The organism is Actinoplanes sp. NBC_00393, assembly GCF_036053395.1.
Classification (GTDB): Bacteria; Actinomycetota; Actinomycetes; order Mycobacteriales; family Micromonosporaceae; genus Actinoplanes.
Genome location: NZ_CP107942.1, coordinates 11,251,575 through 11,268,772 on the forward strand (window position 1 = coordinate 11,251,575; position 17,198 = coordinate 11,268,772).

12 protein-coding genes and 1 pseudogene are annotated in these 17,198 nt (G+C 73.7%); 5 read left to right on the plus strand and 8 right to left on the minus strand.

Features of this window, described 5'->3' with window-relative positions:
• Nucleotides 1-23: 23 nt before the first annotated feature.
• From OHA21_RS51925 to OHA21_RS51935, 3 genes are all read left to right on the plus strand, one after another.
• Nucleotides 24-791, plus strand: a complete 768-nt coding sequence (locus tag OHA21_RS51925) for an alpha/beta fold hydrolase (protein WP_328468495.1) — start codon at nt 24-26, stop codon at nt 789-791.
• Between the two features lie 129 nt (nt 792-920).
• On the plus strand, nt 921-2,543 hold the full coding sequence (gene abc-f / locus OHA21_RS51930) for a ribosomal protection-like ABC-F family protein (protein ID WP_328468497.1): 1,623 nt from the start codon (nt 921-923) through the stop codon (nt 2,541-2,543).
• Nucleotides 2,544-2,554: 11 nt separating this feature from the next.
• On the plus strand, nt 2,555-5,242 hold the full coding sequence (locus OHA21_RS51935; protein ID WP_328468499.1) for a helix-turn-helix transcriptional regulator: 2,688 nt from the start codon (nt 2,555-2,557) through the stop codon (nt 5,240-5,242).
• On the opposite strand, the gene OHA21_RS51940 is transcribed toward OHA21_RS51935, so the two are convergent.
• Complete coding sequence (locus tag OHA21_RS51940; RefSeq protein WP_328468501.1) at nt 5,224-6,204, minus strand: helix-turn-helix transcriptional regulator; 981 nt, start codon at nt 6,202-6,204, stop codon at nt 5,224-5,226. The two genes, OHA21_RS51935 and OHA21_RS51940, sit on opposite strands and share 19 nt — an antisense overlap.
• Nucleotides 6,205-6,268: 64 nt before the next feature.
• Between OHA21_RS51940 and OHA21_RS51945 the strand changes: the two genes are divergently transcribed.
• Nucleotides 6,269-6,637 (plus strand): VOC family protein, encoded by a 369-nt coding sequence (locus OHA21_RS51945; RefSeq protein ID WP_328468503.1) that lies wholly within the window; start codon nt 6,269-6,271, stop codon nt 6,635-6,637.
• Nucleotides 6,638-6,753: 116 nt separating this feature from the next.
• Here the strand turns inward: OHA21_RS51945 and OHA21_RS51955 are convergent.
• Nucleotides 6,754-7,804 (minus strand): annotated as a pseudogene (locus OHA21_RS51955) (alpha/beta hydrolase).
• Nucleotides 7,805-7,856: 52 nt separating this feature from the next.
• On the opposite strand from OHA21_RS51955, the gene OHA21_RS51960 reads away from it, so the two are divergent.
• Nucleotides 7,857-8,411: a TetR/AcrR family transcriptional regulator gene (locus OHA21_RS51960; RefSeq protein WP_328468509.1), complete on the plus strand. Its 555-nt coding sequence runs from the start codon at nt 7,857-7,859 to the stop codon at nt 8,409-8,411.
• A gap of 16 nt (nt 8,412-8,427) precedes the next feature.
• Here OHA21_RS51960 and OHA21_RS51965 read toward each other — a convergent pair whose 3' ends face one another.
• The 6 genes from OHA21_RS51965 to OHA21_RS51990 form a co-directional block, all read right to left on the minus strand.
• Nucleotides 8,428-9,006, minus strand: coding sequence for a hypothetical protein (locus OHA21_RS51965; RefSeq protein ID WP_328468511.1), 579 nt, complete (start codon nt 9,004-9,006; stop codon nt 8,428-8,430).
• A gap of 9 nt (nt 9,007-9,015) precedes the next feature.
• A complete protein-coding gene (locus tag OHA21_RS51970) occupies nt 9,016-9,519 on the minus strand; it encodes a hypothetical protein (protein WP_328468513.1) in 504 nt (167 codons plus the stop codon).
• Nucleotides 9,520-9,589: 70 nt separating this feature from the next.
• Nucleotides 9,590-12,466: an ABC transporter permease gene (locus tag OHA21_RS51975; RefSeq protein WP_328468515.1), complete on the minus strand. Its 2,877-nt coding sequence runs from the start codon at nt 12,464-12,466 to the stop codon at nt 9,590-9,592.
• Nucleotides 12,463-15,573 (minus strand): ABC transporter permease, encoded by a 3,111-nt coding sequence (locus tag OHA21_RS51980; RefSeq protein WP_328468517.1) that lies wholly within the window; start codon nt 15,571-15,573, stop codon nt 12,463-12,465. The genes OHA21_RS51975 and OHA21_RS51980 overlap by 4 nt, the downstream gene beginning before the upstream one ends.
• On the minus strand, nt 15,567-16,241 hold the full coding sequence (locus tag OHA21_RS51985) for an ABC transporter ATP-binding protein (RefSeq protein ID WP_328468519.1): 675 nt from the start codon (nt 16,239-16,241) through the stop codon (nt 15,567-15,569). The genes OHA21_RS51980 and OHA21_RS51985 overlap by 7 nt, the downstream gene beginning before the upstream one ends.
• On the minus strand, nt 16,238-17,161 hold the full coding sequence (locus OHA21_RS51990; RefSeq protein WP_328468521.1) for an ABC transporter ATP-binding protein: 924 nt from the start codon (nt 17,159-17,161) through the stop codon (nt 16,238-16,240). Before OHA21_RS51990 ends, OHA21_RS51985 begins: the two co-directional genes overlap by 4 nt.
• Between the last annotated feature and the right edge of the window lie 37 nt (nt 17,162-17,198).

A 17,198-nucleotide genomic window follows, 5' to 3' on the forward strand; every position in this document is an offset into this window, starting at 1 on the left:
CGCAGGAGATACGGTTTCTGAATATGGCGCAGTTTCACGAACTGGCGGGGACGCTGACCGGTATACCGGGGGACCGGCCACCGCTCGTCCTGGTGCATGGTCTGACCTTCGACCGGCGGCAGTGGGCCCCGCTGGTCGGCGAGATCCAGGCGATCGATCCCGGCCGCCAGGTGCTGACCCTCGACCTGCCGGCACACGGCGAGTCCGGGCCGCAGCGCGACTACCACGTGGAGACCGTCGCGGATGCGCTGCACGCCGCCGTGACCGCGGCCGGCCTCGCCGCTCCGGTGCTGGTCGGCCACTCCATCGGCGGGATCTTCGTGACCGGTTACGCCGGGCGGTATCCGGCCCGCGGCGTGCTCAACCTCGACCAGCCGCTGCTGCCCGGCCGGTTCGGCCCGATGATCCGCGAGGCCGAGCCCACCCTGCACGGTCCCGGCTGGCGCGCGTTCTGGGACCTGCTGGTCGACGGGATGGGCATCCCGGCGCTGACCGAACCGGCCCGTGCCCTGGTCGAGCAGACCGCCCGGCCGAGCGCCGAGCTGCTGCTCGGGTACTGGGACGAGATCATGCACACCGCCGAGGAGACGATCACCGAGCAGCGCCGGGCCGACCTCACCGCCATCGCCGCCCAGGGGATCGAGTACCACTGGCTCAGCTCCTGCGAGCCGGACCCGGCGTACGCGAGCTGGCTCACCGAGGTGTCACCCGGTGTCGTGATCGACCTGCTGCCGGGCGGGCATTTCCCGCACCTGGAGTACCCGGCGGATCTGGCGAAGCTGCTGGCCTGACGATCAGCGCGCTATTGTTTGCCGGAGTCGCGCACACGAGGAGCTGACATGGCAGGGGACGACGACATCTCAGGGTGAGAGCCCGGGTGTTCCCGTCGTCGCCACTTCTCTCCTTCTCCGAGGTCTGCCATGTCCGACGGTTTCGTCGTCTGCACCGATCTGTCCTTTTCCTGGCCCGATGACACCCCGGTGTTCCAGGATCTGTCCGTCTCCGTGCCCGCCGGGCGCACCGGTCTGGTCGCCGCGAACGGCGCCGGCAAGTCCACCCTGCTCAAACTGATCGCCGGCGAGCTGAAGCCGACCGGCGGCAGCGTCACGCTCGGCGGGGTGCTCGGCTATCTGCCGCAGCATCTGCCGTTCACCGCCGACCGCAGCGTCGGCGAGCTCCTCGGCGTCGACCGGATCCTCGCGGCGCTGCACGCCATCGAGGCCGGCGACGTCGCCGACGAGCACTTCACCACGGTCGGCGACGACTGGGACGTCGAGGAACGTACCCGGGCCGAGCTGGACCGGCTCGGGCTCGGCGAGGTCACCCTGGACCGGCGGCTCGGCACCCTCAGCGGCGGGCAGGTGGTCTCCCTCGGCCTCGCCGCCCAGCTGCTCAAACGGCCCGACGTGCTGCTGCTCGACGAGCCCACCAACAACCTGGACCGCGACGCCCGGGAACGGCTGATCGCGGTCCTGCGCTCCTGGTCCGGCTGCCTGCTGGTGGTCAGTCACGACCGGGAGCTGCTCGACGAGATTGACCGGATCGCCGCCCTCGACCACGGCGAGATCCGGTGGTACGGCGGCAATTACAGCGACTACGAGCAGGCTGTCGCGGGTGAGCGGGAGACCGCCGAACGACAGGTCCGCAACGCCGAGCAGGACCTGAAACGGCAGAAACGGGAGATGCAGCAGGCGCGGGAACGGTCCGCCCGGCGGGCGTCGACGGCGGCGCGCAACCTGTCCGACGCCGGCCTGTCCCGGCTGCACGCCGGGAACCACCAGCGCAACGCCCAGGTGTCGGCGGCCAAGGCGGGGGAGACGCACGCCAACCGGCTCCGGGACGCGCAGGCCCGCTACGACCAGGCGGACCGGGCAGCCCGGCAGGACGACAAGATCGTGCTGGAACTGCCGGGGACCAACGTGCCGGCCGGGCGGACCGTGTTCCACGGCGAGCGCCTGCAGGCCGGGTACGACGGACGGCCACTCTTCCTCGGAGACGGCGTCGACCTGGACATCCGGGGACCGGAGCGGATCGCGTTGACCGGACCCAACGGGGCCGGCAAGTCGACGCTGCTGCGGCTGATCAGCGGGAAGCAGGCGCCGCTGTCCGGCACGGCGACGCGGGCGGTGGGGCGTACGGCGTACCTGTCCCAGCGCCTCGATCTGCTCGACGGCGACCGCACGGTCGCCGAGAACCTGGCCGCCTTCGCACCCACCCTGCCCGACGCCGAGCGGATGAACCTGCTGGCCCGCTTCCTGTTCCGCGGCGCCCGCGCCCACCTGCCGGTCGCCGTGCTCTCCGGTGGCGAGCGTCTCCGGGCGACTCTGGCGTGCATCCTCTACGCCGAGCCGGCGCCGCAACTGCTGCTGCTCGACGAGCCGACCAACAACCTCGACCTGGTCAGCGTCGGTCAGCTGGAGAGCGCGCTCACCGCCTATCAGGGCGCCTTCGTGGTGGTCAGTCACGACGAGCGGTTCCTGCGCGAGATCGGGGTGCAGCGTCGGCTGCGTCTGGCGGCCGGCGAGCTGAGCTGGGCGGTGTAACGTCCCGAGGCGTGTCAGAGCTGCGGGGGCGCCGCCGGGAGCGGGAAACACTGGATCGCCTGTTGCGGGAGGTCCGGGCCGGGCACAGCCGGGTGCTGGTGCTGCGCGGCGAGGCGGGGACCGGTAAGACGGCGCTGCTCGACTACACGGTCGAGCACGCGCCGGCCGGCCGGGTCGTGCGGGTGGCCGGGGTGGAACCGGAGACCGAGTTGGCGTACTCGGCGTTGCAGCAGCTCTGCGCGCCGCTGCTGGGCCACCTCGACCGGCTGCCGGACCCGCAGCGCGATGCCCTCGCCACCGCGTTCGGGCTCAGCGCCGGCCCGCCGCCGGAGGCGCTGATCGTCGGGCTCGCGGTGCTCGGGCTGCTCGCCGAGTCGGCGTCCGAACAGCCGCTGGTCTGCGTGGTCGACGACGCCCAGTGGCTGGACCGGATGTCCGAGGTGATCCTCACGTTCGTGGCCCGGCGGCTGGACTCCGAGTCGGTGGCGCTGGTCTTCGCCGCCCGCACCCCGGCCGACGACCAGCTGCTCGGCGGCCTGCCCGAACTGCGCGTCGAAGGGCTGCCGGACGGCGAGGCCCGGGCGCTGCTCGACTCGGTTCTGCCCGGGCTGGTCGACGCCCGGGTCCGGGACCGGATCGTCGCCGAGACCCGCGGCAACCCCCTCGCCCTGCTCGAACTGCCGCGTGACCTGACCCCGGCCGAACTGGCCTTCGGGTTCGGGACGCCGACCGCGGAACCGGTCGCCGGACGGGTCGAGGACGGGTTCGTCCGGCGGATCGCGGCGCTGCCGGCCGACTCCCGGCGGCTGCTGCTGGCCGCGGCAGTGGAGCCGGTCGGCGACGTGCCCCTGCTGTGGCGGGCCGCGGAACGGCTCGGCGTCAGCCCGGAGGCGGCCGTGCCCGCCGAGGTCGCCGGTCTGATCGAGGTCGGGGCCCGGGTCCGGTTCCGGCATCCGCTGGTGCGGTCCGCCGCCCGGCGCTCCGCCGACGCGGCCGAACTGCGTGCCGTGCACCGGGCGCTGGCCGGGGTCACCGACGCGCAGACCGACCCGGACCGCCGGGCCTGGCATCGCGCGCACGCCGCGGTCGGGCCGGACGAGGACGTCGCCGCCGAGCTGGAACGGTCCGCCGGCCGGGCCCTCGCCCGTGGTGGCCGGTCCGCGGCCGCGTCGTTTCTGGAACGGGCCGCCGAACTCACCCTCGACCCGGGCACCCGGTCGGCGCGGATCCTGGCGGCCGCCCGGGCACGGTTCGCCGCGGGCGCCGTCGCCGAGGTGCCGGAGCTGCTGGCCGCCGCCGAGCTCGGGCCGCTCGACGCGGTGCAGCAGGCCGAGATCGAACGGCTGCGGGCCCGGGTGGCGTTCGCCGTCCACTCCGGGCGGGCTGCGGTTCCACCGCTGCTGGAAGCGGCCCGCCGGCTGGAGACATTGGACCCGGCTGCGGCGCGGGAGACCTACCTGTCGGCGATCGGGGCGGCGATGAACGCCGGACGGCTCGGCGGGGACGACCTGCGCCGGGCGGTTGCGGCGGCGGCTGCGGTCCCGGCCGGCGACGAACCGGCGGGACGGCTGCTGGCCGGGCTGATCGCCTGGCAGCGGGAGGGGCGCGAGGCGGCGGTCGGGCACTTCGCGCGGGCCATCGACGTGGTCGCGGCGGACGGGGACGTGGACCTGGTGTGGATCTCCGGGATGGTGGTTCACGAGCTCTGGGACGACGAAGCGTTTCTTGTGCGTACCGAGAAGGCCGTTGCCTCGGCCCGGGAGAGCGGAACCCTGTCGCTGCTGCCGACCGCGCTCACCTTCCGGGCGACCGCGCTGCTCTACGCCGGGCGGTTCGCCGACGCCTCCGACCTGGTCGACGAGGCGGCCGGGTTGGCGTACGCCACCGGCCCCTCACCGCACCCGGCCACCGCGGTCATCCTCGCCGCCCACCGCGGCCGGGCCGATCAGGCCCTGGCCCAGATCGACGCCCTGGCCGCCGACGCCGAGGCCGGCGGGATCGGCTGGCTGCTCAGCGTCACCGCCTACAGCCGGGCGGTGCTGCACAACGGGCTCGGCAACTACCCGGCCGCGCTGGAGGCCGCCCGGTTCGCCGCCGCCCACGACGACCTCGCGGTCCGGCAGTGGGCGCTCGGCGAGCTCGCCGAAGCGGCCGCCCGGGTGGGTGACGCCGCGGCGGTGAAGGAGGCGCGTGACCTGCTCGCCGATCGCACCCGCGGCGTCGAGACCGGCTGGGCGCGCGGAACCCGGGCCCTGGCCGAGGCGCTCGCCGGGGACAGCGGGAAGTATCAGGAGGCGGTGGACCAGCTCGCCGGCACCCGGCTGACGCTGCAGACCGCCCGCGCCCGCCTGCTCTACGGCGAGTGGCTGCGCCGGGAGAACCGGCGCGGCGACGCCCGCGAGCAGCTCCGGGCCGCCCACGACGCGTTCGCCACGATGGGCGCCGAAGGTTTCGCCGAGCGCGCCGGCCGCGAGTTGCTGGCCACCGGCGAGACCGTCCGCAAACGCACCCTCGGCGTACGCGAGGAGCTCACCGCCCAGGAGTCTCAGATCGCCCGGCTGGCCGCCGCCGGCCGTACTAACCCGGAGATCGGCGCGGTCCTGTTCCTCAGCCCCCGCACGGTCGAATGGCACCTGCGCAAGATCTTCGCCAAGCTCGGTGTCACGTCCCGCCGCGAGCTTCAGTCCACGTCGTTGTAGAGCCGGCTCATGGCGGCGGCGCTCTCCCGCATCAGATCGCGCAGCTCGGCCGGCGCCAGCACCTCCACGTCCGCGCCGAGCCGCAGGAACTCGGCGTGCGCATGCCGCACCGACTCGATCGGCAGCGTCACCGTGGTCCAGCCGTCCGGCCCGGGCTCGGTCCGGTACGCCTCGACGTTGCGCGCCATCGCCCGCGTCATCAGATAGGGGATCCGGTCCAGCGCGGCCGGGGCCAACCGGACGGTCGCCACGTCGCGGTGCAGCCGCTGCTCGAAGTCCGCGGCCCACTGCGCCCAGGCCCGGGCCAGATCGAAGTCCGCCGGCCGCTCGAACGTCTCGTCCAGCACCGTCAGATCCAGGATCGTCGCCACCCGGTAGGTGCGCAGATCGTCGTCGACCCGCGCCACGAAATACCAGACCCCGGCCTTCAGCACGATGCCGAGCGGTTCGATCACCCGGTCCACCTCGCGCGGCACCCGCCACCGCCGGTACCGCATCCGGCACCGCCGCCGCTCCCACACCGCCGCGGCCAGTGCGGACAGGTGCGGATGCGTCTCGGTCTCCCGGAACCAGCCGGCCGGATCCAGATGGAAGCGGTCGCGGACCTCGCCGACGTGCCGGTTCAGCCGGGCCGGCAGCGCGGCCCGCAACTTCAGCTCGGCGGTCGCCAGGACCGCGCCGAGACCCAGCTCGGCGGCCGCGTCCGGCACGCCGGCCAGGAAGATCGACCCGGCCTCCTGCGGGGTCAGCCCGGTCAGCCTGGTCCGGTAGCCGTCCAGCAGCTGATAGCCACCGCCCGCGCCCAGCTCGGCGTAGACCGGCACGCCCGACTCGGCGAGCGCCTCGACATCCCGGTAGACCGTGCGGACCGACACCTCGAGCTCCTCGGCGATCTGCTGCGCGGTCAGCCGGCCGCGGTTCTGCAACAGCAGCAGCAGGGAGATCAGACGGCTCGCTCGCACAGTTCCCGAGGTTGCCACAGATGGCTGACAGAAGATGTCAGTCATGGCTCGGCAGGCTGTCCCCATGACTGCACTCGCCCGATACGCGGGATTCTCACTGGACTGCGACGACCCGGCCGCCCTGGCCGCCTTCTACAGCGGGCTGCTCGGCGTGGAGATCAGCTACCGCAGCGACGACTTCGTCTTCCTCGGCGAGCCCGGCGCCACCGGCATGGGCTTCGTCAAGGTCGACAAGTATATGCCGCCGACCTGGCCCGCCGCTGACGTGCCCAAACAGTCCCACTTGGAGTTCAGCGTCGACGATCTGGACGCCGGCGAGGCTGCGATCATCGGGATCGGCGCGACCAAGCCCGATTTTCAGCCCCAGCCGGACAGGTGGCGGGTCCTGCTGGATCCGGCCGGTCACCCTTTCTGCATCTCCATCGCAATCTGAGAGGCCCTTCTTCGTACGCGCGACGCCGTCCCGCCGAAGCCGGACCGTTACCCGCTACCGCGCGAGCACCAGCGCGGTAGCGGCCCCAGCGCGACCGCCGGGAAACACCACGGGGTCTAGGCCGCGAGGTGCTCCCGGAGGAAGATGGTGATCTCGGTGCGGGCGGGCCGGGCCGGCCGAACCAGGCCCGGGATGCTGAGGAAGGCGTGGGTGGCGCCGGGGTACTCGGCGATCCGCGCAGGCGTGCCGGCGTCCCGGAGTCGCTCGGCGTAGGCCCGGCCGTGGTCAGCGAGCGGATCCACGGCCGGGATCACCACCAGCGCCGGCGGCAGGCCGCTGAGGTCATCGGCGTAGAGCGGCGACACCGCACGAGCATCGGTTCCGCCGGGGGGCGGCCAGCCGGCGGAACAGCTCCATCTGGGACATGCTCAGCATCGGGGCGTCGGCGTGCTCCTTCATCGACGCGTAGTCGTACGCCGTCGAGGTGACGTCGACACACGGATTGACCAGCACCTGCGCGCGCAGCCGCAGACCGGCCCGCCGGGCCCGGATCGCGGCCAGGGCGGTGACCATCGAGCCGGCACTCTCCCCGAACAGACCGATCCGGGCCGGGTCGATCCGCCACCGCGCGGCGTCCTCCACGACGTGGCGCAGCACGTCCCAGCCGTCGTCGACGGCCGCAGCCATCGGCGTGCCGGCGGCCAGCAGGCGGTGCTCGACCGAGACGACGACGGCCGGCAGTTGGGCGGCCAGGTGGCTGTTGATCCAGTCGCTCTGCGCGGCGGTGCCGACGAACCCTCCACCGTGCACGTGGAGCACGAGCGGCAGGGCGGGCTGCGTGCCGGCCGGCCGATACACCCGGACCGCCGCCTCCCGGCCCGGCGCCTCCCGGCCCGGCGCCTCCCGGCCCGGCGCCTCCCGGCCCGGCGCCTCCCGGCCCGGCGCCTCCCGGCCCGGCGCCTCCCGGCCCGGCACGGTCAGTCGCTGCCAGCCGATCCTGGCCCGGCGGTCCGGGAAGCCGGTGATCACCCGGATCAGGCGCGAGGAACGCCGGCGGTTCTCCGCGGCGCTGCGGGCGGCCAGCTCCCCGGGCGGCATGGACAGCCAGTCCGGGTCCTTCGTCAGGGTGTGCAGCAGGCGGATGACCAGAGGTGGGCGTTCGCTCATGCAATTACGCTACCTCAAGTATCGATACCTTAGGTAGCGTAATATCGGCGCCATGGCGAGCCCCACCACCCGGCCCCCCGGCCGTCCCCGCTCCGGTGTCGACGACGTGGTCTTCGCCGCGACGCTGCGAACTGTCCACGAGCTGGGCTACACCCAGGCCACCGTCGACCGCATCGCCGCGGCGGCCGGAGTCGCGAAGACCACGATCTACCGCCGCTGGCCGTCGAAGGGCGCGCTGATCACGGCCTGCCTGGTCCAGGCGTTCGGCCCGGCCCCGCTGACCGGCCCCGGCCGCGCCGAGATCCTGGCCGCGGCGATCCGCTGGACCGCCGCCAAAGTCGGCGAGCCGGGCGTCGGCGCCGCCTTCGCCGGAGTCTTCACCGACGCCGTCAACGACCCCGCCCTGCGCCGGATCCTCGCCACCCAGCTGCAGGTCCCCTACCGGCTGGCCTTGGAGGAGGCGCTCGGCGAGCCGGAACACCGGGTCCTCTTCTTCATCGACGTCGTCGTCGGCACGCTGCTGCACCGCCTGGGCATGACCGGCGAGCCGATGTCCACCACAGACGTCGACGCCCTGGTCGACATGGTCCTGCGCGCCCTCGACTGACCGGATGCCAGGACTGCTACCGCAAGGTGATGTTCCGAACCATGCTGATGATCTCGGTGCCGTCCGGCCATGCGTCGATCGCCATGTTCGAGCCCGGGCCGCCTGCCATCCCGCCGCCGATTCCCTCGAGGAACGCCGTGGCCTCCTCGTCGGCATCGAAAAGGAAGAGTTTGAAAGCGGACCGGTCTTTCTCGTCGCGGCCGACGTGCAGCGGGCCGCAGTCCGCGTCCTTCTGGAAGATGGCGCACTCCTGCGCCTGGATGATCAGCGGCCCGCCTGCCTCGTTCTGGTAACCAAGCCACAAGGAATGGTCCTCGGGGGGACGTCGCGTCACATCGATGTCGACACCGAGAATTCTTGATATCTTGTCTCCGCCGGCCGGAACTATTATTGCGGCGATCGGGTCGTCCGCCTTCTCCGCCTTCGAAGTCATGAAGACGACGAGGCCGGAACTGATCCCCAGGACGGCGAGGACGGCGATGATCCCCCAGTGCGTTTTCCGGGATTTCTTCTTGAGCGGCGGAAGTTGGTTGACGAGGTAGCCGATAGCCATGGCGACGATTGCACCAAGGAACGTGTAGGCGGCAACGGTCATGGTCTGTTCTCAACTTGCCGGCGCGATGGACGTGACCAAGTCCAGGGCGAACTCCTGGCCGGCGCACTTCTGATCAGCCCACCTCTGCATCTCGACGCGCACCGTGATCTTCTTGCTGGAGTGAGCGGGGACCAGCAATGCCGGGTCGGATCGGGATGGTTCCTTCACGCGTATCGCCCACTCCGGGCACCCGCTGCGGGTGGCGGCGGTCCCGCCGGCCATCTTCGTGACCCGGACCGGGAAGTCATTGTCGTTGCCGACGAGGGCTGTCAGGGTCCTGATGTCACCGGGAAGCATTCCGGTCACTGATCCGGAAATTTTGACCGAGGGCTCGGTCACCTCGGCCGACTTGATGGTGACCTTCGTATTGTGGGTCCAGGAGTAATAGGCATATGCGGCGGTGCCGCCAACCGCCAGGGCCGAGACGGCTGCGACAGTGATGATTGCGGTTCGATTCATGATGAAAGGACGTCCTCTCTCGGGGGAGGAAAGGAGAATCGCATTCTCTGTCAATCACAATGAACCGGGTCCCCGGGCGCTTGAAGTAGCAATTGTCATCAATAAAATGAGCTGCGCTCATGTCCTATTCGCCGACTCGGAGGACTTCGGCCAGTCGGCGGCGACGCCGCAAAGTGGATTCGAGCGGGACGACCACGGCGACCGCGGCCAGCAGTGTGACCGCGAGGAGGGCGAGCTGCCACCACGGGGGCGCCGGGGTCGGGTCGTTGGTCTGGGCGGTGAGCAACCGCAGCGTCAGCGGGTCGAAGGTCAGCCAGGCGAGCAGCACCGCCAGCAGCGGGCCGCCGATCGCTGCCACGGCGACCGCCGGGAGTAGTTCGCCGGCCGCTACCCGGCGGGCCTCCGACGGGCGCAGGCCGAGGGTGCGCAGGCGGGTCAGGGTCTGCCAGCGATCCGGGGCGCCGGCTGCCGCGCCCAGGGCGAGGCCCAGCAGGCCCAGCGCCAGCAATGTTGCCGCCGACGCCCACGCGAGCGCCAGCAGCCCGGCAACCAGCGGCGCCTCCTGCCGAGTTCGCAGCACATCGGTACGCACGACGCCCTCACCCTCGACCCCGCTCGCCGCGACGGCGGCCGCAGCGCCCGGCCCGGTCAGCCAGATGGTGTTCGGCGCGGCGGAAACCCCGGCGGCGGTGAGGGCTGCGGCATCGACGATCACCACGTCCGGCAGGTTGTTCACGGCGGGGGCAGCGCCGATGGCCTGAAGCCGTACCGCCGGGGCGCCGTCGCGCAGCAGGTCCAGCCCGAGGCCGGGCCGCAGAGCGCCGTCGGCGGAGCGGACCAGTGCCGGAATCGGGCCGGCAGAGGGGGTGGCGAGCCGGCTGAGTCCGGGTTCGGCCGGCAGCTGGGTGTCGGCCAGGAGCCGCTGGAAGGCGACGGCGTCCACGGCGACCAGGACCGGGGAGACCGTGGTCTCGTCGGTGACGATCCGTTCGGCGTCGGTGACCCGGGCAGCGACGGCATGGCGGACGCCCGGCGCAGCAGCGAGCCGGCCGGCCACCTCCGCGGTGAACTTCTCCGCGCTCGGCGCCACGTCGAGCCGGGCGTCGGCGCCGACCGTCCGCCAGGCGCCGTCGGCGAGGCCGGCCTGCACGGTGGCGTTCATGGTCAGCGCGAACGATGCCAGCGCGGTCGCGGCGACCAGGGCGAGCAGCGGCAGCGCCCGGCCGGCGGTGGCCGCGGCCCGGGCCGCGCCGAACACGGCCAGGGGACGGCTGGAACGCAGCGCGACCCGCAGGCCGAGGGCGAGACCGAGCGGAAGCAGCCGCAGCAGGATCAGCACACCGGCGAGAACGGCCAGTGTCGGGGCGGCAGCCGGAAGGCTGATCCCTGCAGCGCCAAGCAAGGCGTCGCCGGACAAGGCACCGGACGAGCCGCCGGACGAGCCGCCGGACGAGCCACCGGACAAGGCGCCGCCGGGCAGCAAGCCGCTGGTCGCCGCGCCGGACAGGCCGAAGCCGTCTGCTCCGGTGCCTGCCTGGACACCGCCGGGCTCGGACAGGCCGGGCAGGACGCCGCGCTGGCGCAGGGCGATCAAGGCCGCGACGGCCGCCGCGACCACCGTGAGTTCGGCGGCGGCGCGGCGCAGCAGGCCGGTGTGCCGGATCCAGCGGCGCGCCGACCGGTTGGCGGGCACCCGGCGGTCCCGGGTGGCGCGGGCCGCGGCGAGCACGCCGAACACCGGCGCGGCGAGGGCGGCCGCGAGCGCCACCGGCGCCACCCAGATCCAGGAGACGACCGGCACGAGGGTACGCGCGAACAGCACCCCCACGAGACTTCCGGCCATCGCCACCGTGACCGATTCGAGCAGGAGTTCCCCGCCCAGGGCGGTGAGTCCGGTGCCCCGCTGCCGGGCCAGCGCCAACGCCGGCGTTCGGCGGCGCACCAGCAGGTCGGCGGCGAGGAGCAGAACCAGCACAGCGGCGGTCAGCACAGCGAGGAGCAGCACCGAAGCCTGCGCGGACGCGGCCTGCACCTGACCGGTCACCTCCCGCAGCACCGCGTCGAGCTGGGTGTTCCACACCGTGGAGGTGTCGAGTTCGCCGGTGGCCCCGGACTCGGCCTTCAGCGTCACCGCGGTCGCGGCGATCGTCTGCGCCGACTCCCAGGTCAGCACGTCCGGGTCGGGGCTGAACCGGACGGCCCGGTCGAACTGGTCGACGCCGAGGGCGAGCCGGGCGTCCGGCAGCGACTCGGCGGAGAGCAGCCCGCCGAACCGGGTGGAGCCGATCCCGTCCGCCCCGGCCGCCGGGTCGAGCAGCCAGGGCATGGTCCGCCAGGCGGGGTCGGAGCGGTCGACGGGGCGGAAGATGCCGCTCACGCGTACATCCTTGGTGTTTCGATTGTTGTCGGCGAGCGCGAGCCGATCGCCCGGCTTGACCCGCAGAACCTTCGCGGCGCTCTCCGAAATGCCGGCCTGGACCGTCCACGGCGGCCCGAAATAGGGCACCAGCGTGTCGCCGCGGCCCTGCCGCACGGTCGGCCCGGGCGCGGTGCCGGCCGTCCAGACCACCTCCGGGCCGGTGCCGGTCGACAGGTACGCCATCCGGAAGGTCCGCAGCACACTGCCGTCGGTGAAGCTGAGCGTGCTGCTGACCGCGGTGGTGACCGGCGGTTCCAGTGCGGCCCGCAGCCCGCTGCCGAGCTCGTTCAGGGTCCGGTCGCGCAGCGCGTCCATGTCCTCGGCGAGGTGTGGCATCCGGTAGCGGCCGCCCGGCCCGTCGTCCGGCTCCCAGTGTGCGCTCGCGGTGACCTCGGCCCGGTCTCCGGCCTCCCGGACGGCCTCCCGCACCGCCTGGTCGGCGGTGTCGCGCAGCAGCCCCGGCACGGCGCCGGCGAGCAGACTGATCACCGCCACCACGGCGGCGCAGAGCAGTAACGGGCCGGCGTCGGCGCGGGCGCGGCCGGCCATGCTCGCCCAGTGCAGCGCCGGCAGCCGCTTCATGACGTCACCCGCAGGTGGGCGGCGTCGGCCTTGCGGGACTGCAGGACGACCACGACGCCTACCGCGAGCGTGCACACGGCCAGCAGCGATCCCAGCAGGGCGGTCTCGGCGGCCCACGGCCACAGCGGCGCCACCGCCGGCACCGGCTCGGCACCCGTGTCGGAGCGGACCAGCAGCGGCGCCACCAGGCGGGTGCCGATCGCGCCGACCGCGGCGCCGGCCACGAACATCGGCAGCAGGATCAGGGCGTGCTGGCCGAGCAGGGTGCGGCGTACCTCGCGGCGGGTCATGCCCAGCCCGCGCAGCCGGGCCACCTCCAGGGCGCGAACCCGCAGGTCGCTGGTCACGTGCAGGACCAGGCCGGCGAGCAGCAGCAGGGCCGCCGCCGGTACGAGCAGCCGCAGCACCGCCGGCAGCCCGGCCGGCACCGGCCCGGAGCTGAGCCGGGCGATCTCCCCGTCGCGGGTGGTGACCGGCCCGAGGTGCAGTCCCGCGGCCCGCTCGGCCGCGCCCGCCGAGGGCTGCCCGGCCCACCAGGCGTCCACCGGGAACTCGAGGTCACCGCGGAGCATCAGGGCCCGCGACAGGGTGTCCAGGTCGGCGAGCACCGCCGCCGCGCCGGGCGCGCCCGGGACCGCCGGGACCAGCTCGGCCACCTCGACGGTGAGCGGGGTGGTGCCCACCGCCACGTCGAGCTGGTCGCCGGGCGACGCGCCGATGTCGCCGGCGAGGCGTTCGGAGACGGCGACCGGCACCGGGCCGGGATCGGGGAACGCTGTGACGGCCAGTTCCCGCGCGGCGTCCGGCGCGCCGCCGAGCCGGACCGTGCTGGTCACCCGCAGACTGCCGCCGGCGAGTTCGACGGCCGGGTCGGCGAGCCGGCCGGCGTACGGCTCGATCGATGTGGCGTTCCAGGACTGTCCACCGGCGTCCGGAACGGTAAGTGTGAAGGCGAGCCGGCTGCTGTCCGTACGATCCGGGCTGATCGCCTCGCCGGTGACCGGCAGCGAGACCGCGACCAGGCGCAGGCCCTCGACCGGCGCGCAGCCCGGCAGCCGGTGCGCGCGTCCGTCGAGCGGCAGTGGCGTCCCGGTGCACGTGGTGCGCAAGCCGGTGGCATCCTCCAGCACCAGCCGCGGCGTCACGGTGAGCGCCTGGTCAGCCGTCCCGGAGAACGTGAAGGCGTATCCGGCCGGAACGGGAAGGCCGTCGGCACGCGACGGCGGTGCGAGCGCCGTGCCCACCCCGGCCCAGGTACGCCCGGACGCCAACCGCCCCCGCACCAGCTCCCCGGCCCGGCCCGCGTCCACCGCGACCAGCCGCGGCACGTCTCCCGCCGGGCCCAGCCACTGACCCACCGAGACACCCCGGTCGGTGGCCGGCCGGACCGTGCCGCCGGTCGCCGCGCTCACCAGCGCACCCTGCCCGGCGACCGGGGGAGCGGCGAGGGTCAGAGTCAGATCGGTGCCCACCGACAGGGCCGCCTGATCGCGCTGCGACCGGTCCCAGGTCGCGTCGAACGCCACGCCGAAGCTGCCGGCCGCGCAGGCCAGCGTGATCAGCAGGGCGGCGGCGGTGGCCTGCGGGCGGCGCGCGGCCTCGGCGACGGCGAGCGAGAGGGCGAGCCCGTTGGTCCGGCGGGCCAGCCGGTCGGCGGCGGCCAGCGCGGGCGGCACCAGTCGCAACGCGAGGGCGGAACCGGCGGTCAGCAGCAGGGCGGGCGCGAGTACCCGTACCGTGTCGACCTGCGCGCTCGAACCGGCGGGCTGAGCCCGCAGCTGCCACCAGCCGCCCGCAGCGAGCGCCACCAGCAGCAGGTCGGCGCCGGAACGGGCCAGCAGCTCGCGGCGTCCGCGGTCGCCGGCCGCCGGGGCGGGCCGCACCGCGAGCCCGACCAGCAGCACCGCCAGGGCGAGGGCGCCAAGCGTGACCGCGAGAACCTGGCCGCCGGTGATCGCGGGCGTGGTGGCCAGCCCGGCGCCGGCCAGCGGCGGCAGCTGACTGAGCGCCGAGTGCAGCGCAGCGGAGGCCGGAATCGCCAGCGCGGCGCCCAGCAGGGCGAGGACACCGGCCTCCAGGATCGCGTTCAGGGCCAGCCGGCCCCGGCCGGTGCCGATCGCCGTCAGCAGGGCGGTCTCGGCGGCCCGGACGTCCGCGGTGAGCCGCCCGGCGAGCGCCAGCGCGACGCCGGTCAGCACGATGCCGAGCACCGCGATCGCGAGCACCGAGCCGTTGACGACCTGCTGCTGGTCGCGGGCGGACGACAGTTCGGCCGGCAGCGCGGAGGCGATCCGCTCGATCTGCACCCGGTCGCCGAGGACCCGGGCCAGGCGGCGGTCCGCGCCGCGAACGGATTCGGCGACGGCTGCCAGATCGCGCTGGTCGGGGGCGGACAGATCGGGCCGCGCGGTGATCTCCAGGCGGGCGATCGCCGAGCCGCTGCCGAGCAGCTCACCGAGGTCGAGCAGGAACGGGCCGAACGCGCGGGACGGCTGCATCGCGCTGCCGTCGCGATAGGCCAGGTCGTAGCCGGTGCCGGCGAGCGGGTCACGGTCCCAGCCGGTGCCGGGCAGCGGGCGTACGACAGCGGCCACCGTCACGTCCAGCGCCGGAGCGGGATCGCGGGCCCGTTCCTCGCCGAGGCGTACCCGGCTTCCCGGCCTGAGCCCCAGCATGCGGGCGGTCGGCTCCAGCACGGCGACTTCGGAAGCGGCTCCGGGCCAGCGGCCGGACACCAGTTCGGCCCGCTGTTGCAGGCCCTCGACCGCGGACAGGTAGCCCACCGAGTCCTCGCCCAGCGACCGCATCACCGACGACGCCCGCGCGGCGGTGCCGGCCCGGAACGGCGCCAGCGCATCGGTGAGCAGGGCGCGGGTGTCGTCGGCCACCGACCGGGCATCGTCGCCGGTCATCGCCACCGTGTACGCGGTGACCTCGACATCCTCCGGCGCCGCCCGGGACGCCGCCACCTCCAGAGCCTGCTCCGCCGTACGCGTCACCAGCAGCGTACAGACCCCCAGCAGGGTCGCGCCCACGGTGACCACCGCCAGCAGCGAGGCGAGCAGCTGCCACTGCGCCCGGGCCCGCCCGGTGAGCAGCCTCAGCACTGCTCGTCGTCGATTCGCCCGTCACCGATCCGGATCACCCGGTCGGCGAGGGCCATCATCACCGGGTCGTGCGTGGACACCAGGGCCGTGACGCCTTCCGACTCGACCACCCCGCGCAGCAGCGCCATCACCGACCGGCCGGTCTCCGCGTCCAGCTGCCCGGTCGGCTCGTCGGCGATCAGCAGGCGCGGCGACGCGGCCAGGGCGCGGGCGATCGCCACCCGCTGCTGCTGGCCGCCGGACAGCTCGCCGGGCCGCTGCTTGGCGTGGCCGGCCAGACCGACCAGTTCGAGCAGCAGGGCGACCCGGCGTTCGCGGTCGGCGGCGGACATCCGGGCCAGGCGCAGCGGGGCGCCGACGTTCTCCGCGGCGGAGAGCACCGGGATCAGGCCGAACGTCTGAAAGACGTACGACACCTTCTCCCGCCGCAGCATCGACAGCCCGTCCTCGTCGAGGCCGGTGACGTCGGTGCCGTCGATCTCCACGCTGCCGGTGTCCGGGCGGTCCAGGCCGCCGATCACGTTGAGCAGCGTGGTCTTGCCCGAACCGGACCGGCCGACCAGGGCGACCATGCTGCCCGCGGCGACGTCGAACGACACGTCCCGCAGCGCGTGCACGTCACCGAAGGTGCGGTTGACGCCGCGGACGCGCAGGATCGGCGCGGTCATGAGCGGTCCGGGTGGATCGCCACGTGGTCGGCCTCCAGCGCCAGCCGGACCCGCCGGGTGAGTTCCAGCGCCTCCCGGTACTCGCGCGGCACCTGCACCCGGCCGGCCCGGTCCATCACCGCGTACTCCTCCGCGATCACGTGGGTGTCCCCGTTCTCCGCGGTGGCGGTACGCCGCAGCACCTCGCTGCTGGTCCGCCCGTCGCGGATCGCCACGGTCCGCTCCACCTGCCCGCTCACCTCCGGATCGTGGGTGACCACCACGACGGTCACCCCGAACTCCCGGTTGACGTGCCGCAACGCCTCGAACACCTGACCGGAGGTGGTGGTGTCCAGCTCACCGGTCGGCTCGTCGGCGAACAGCACCCGCGGCTGGTTGGCCAGCGCCACCGCGATCGCCACCCGCTGCTGCTGTCCGCCGGACATCTGCGCGGGCCTGCGGTCCGCGCAGTCGGCCACCCCGAGCGCTTCGAGGAGCTCCGCGGCGCGGGCACGCCGGGCCCGGCGGCCTACACCGGCGGCCGCCATCGGCAGGTCCACCACCTGGGCGGCAGTCAGGTACGGCACCAGGTTGCTCGCGGTCTGCTGCCGGACGAACCCGACGGTGTGCCGCCGGTAGCGAACCCGATCGGTACGCGACATCGCCAGCAGATCCCACTCGCCGACCCGAGCCCGCCCGGCCGTGGGCGCGTCGATCCCGGCCAGGATGGCCAGGAGCGTCGACTTGCCCGACCCGGACGCGCCCACCACGGCGACCATCTCGCCGTCCTCCACCAGCAGGTCGAGCCCCTGCAGGGCCTGCACCTCGATCGACCCGGTCTGATAGATCCGGACCAGGCTCTCGCAGACGATCAGCGACTCCCGGCCGAACTCGGGTGCGCGCGGAGGCGGTTCCGGCAGCGTCAGCGGCTGCGTGCTCATCGCTCTCCTCGCGGCCGATCCGGGGACGGCTTTCCAT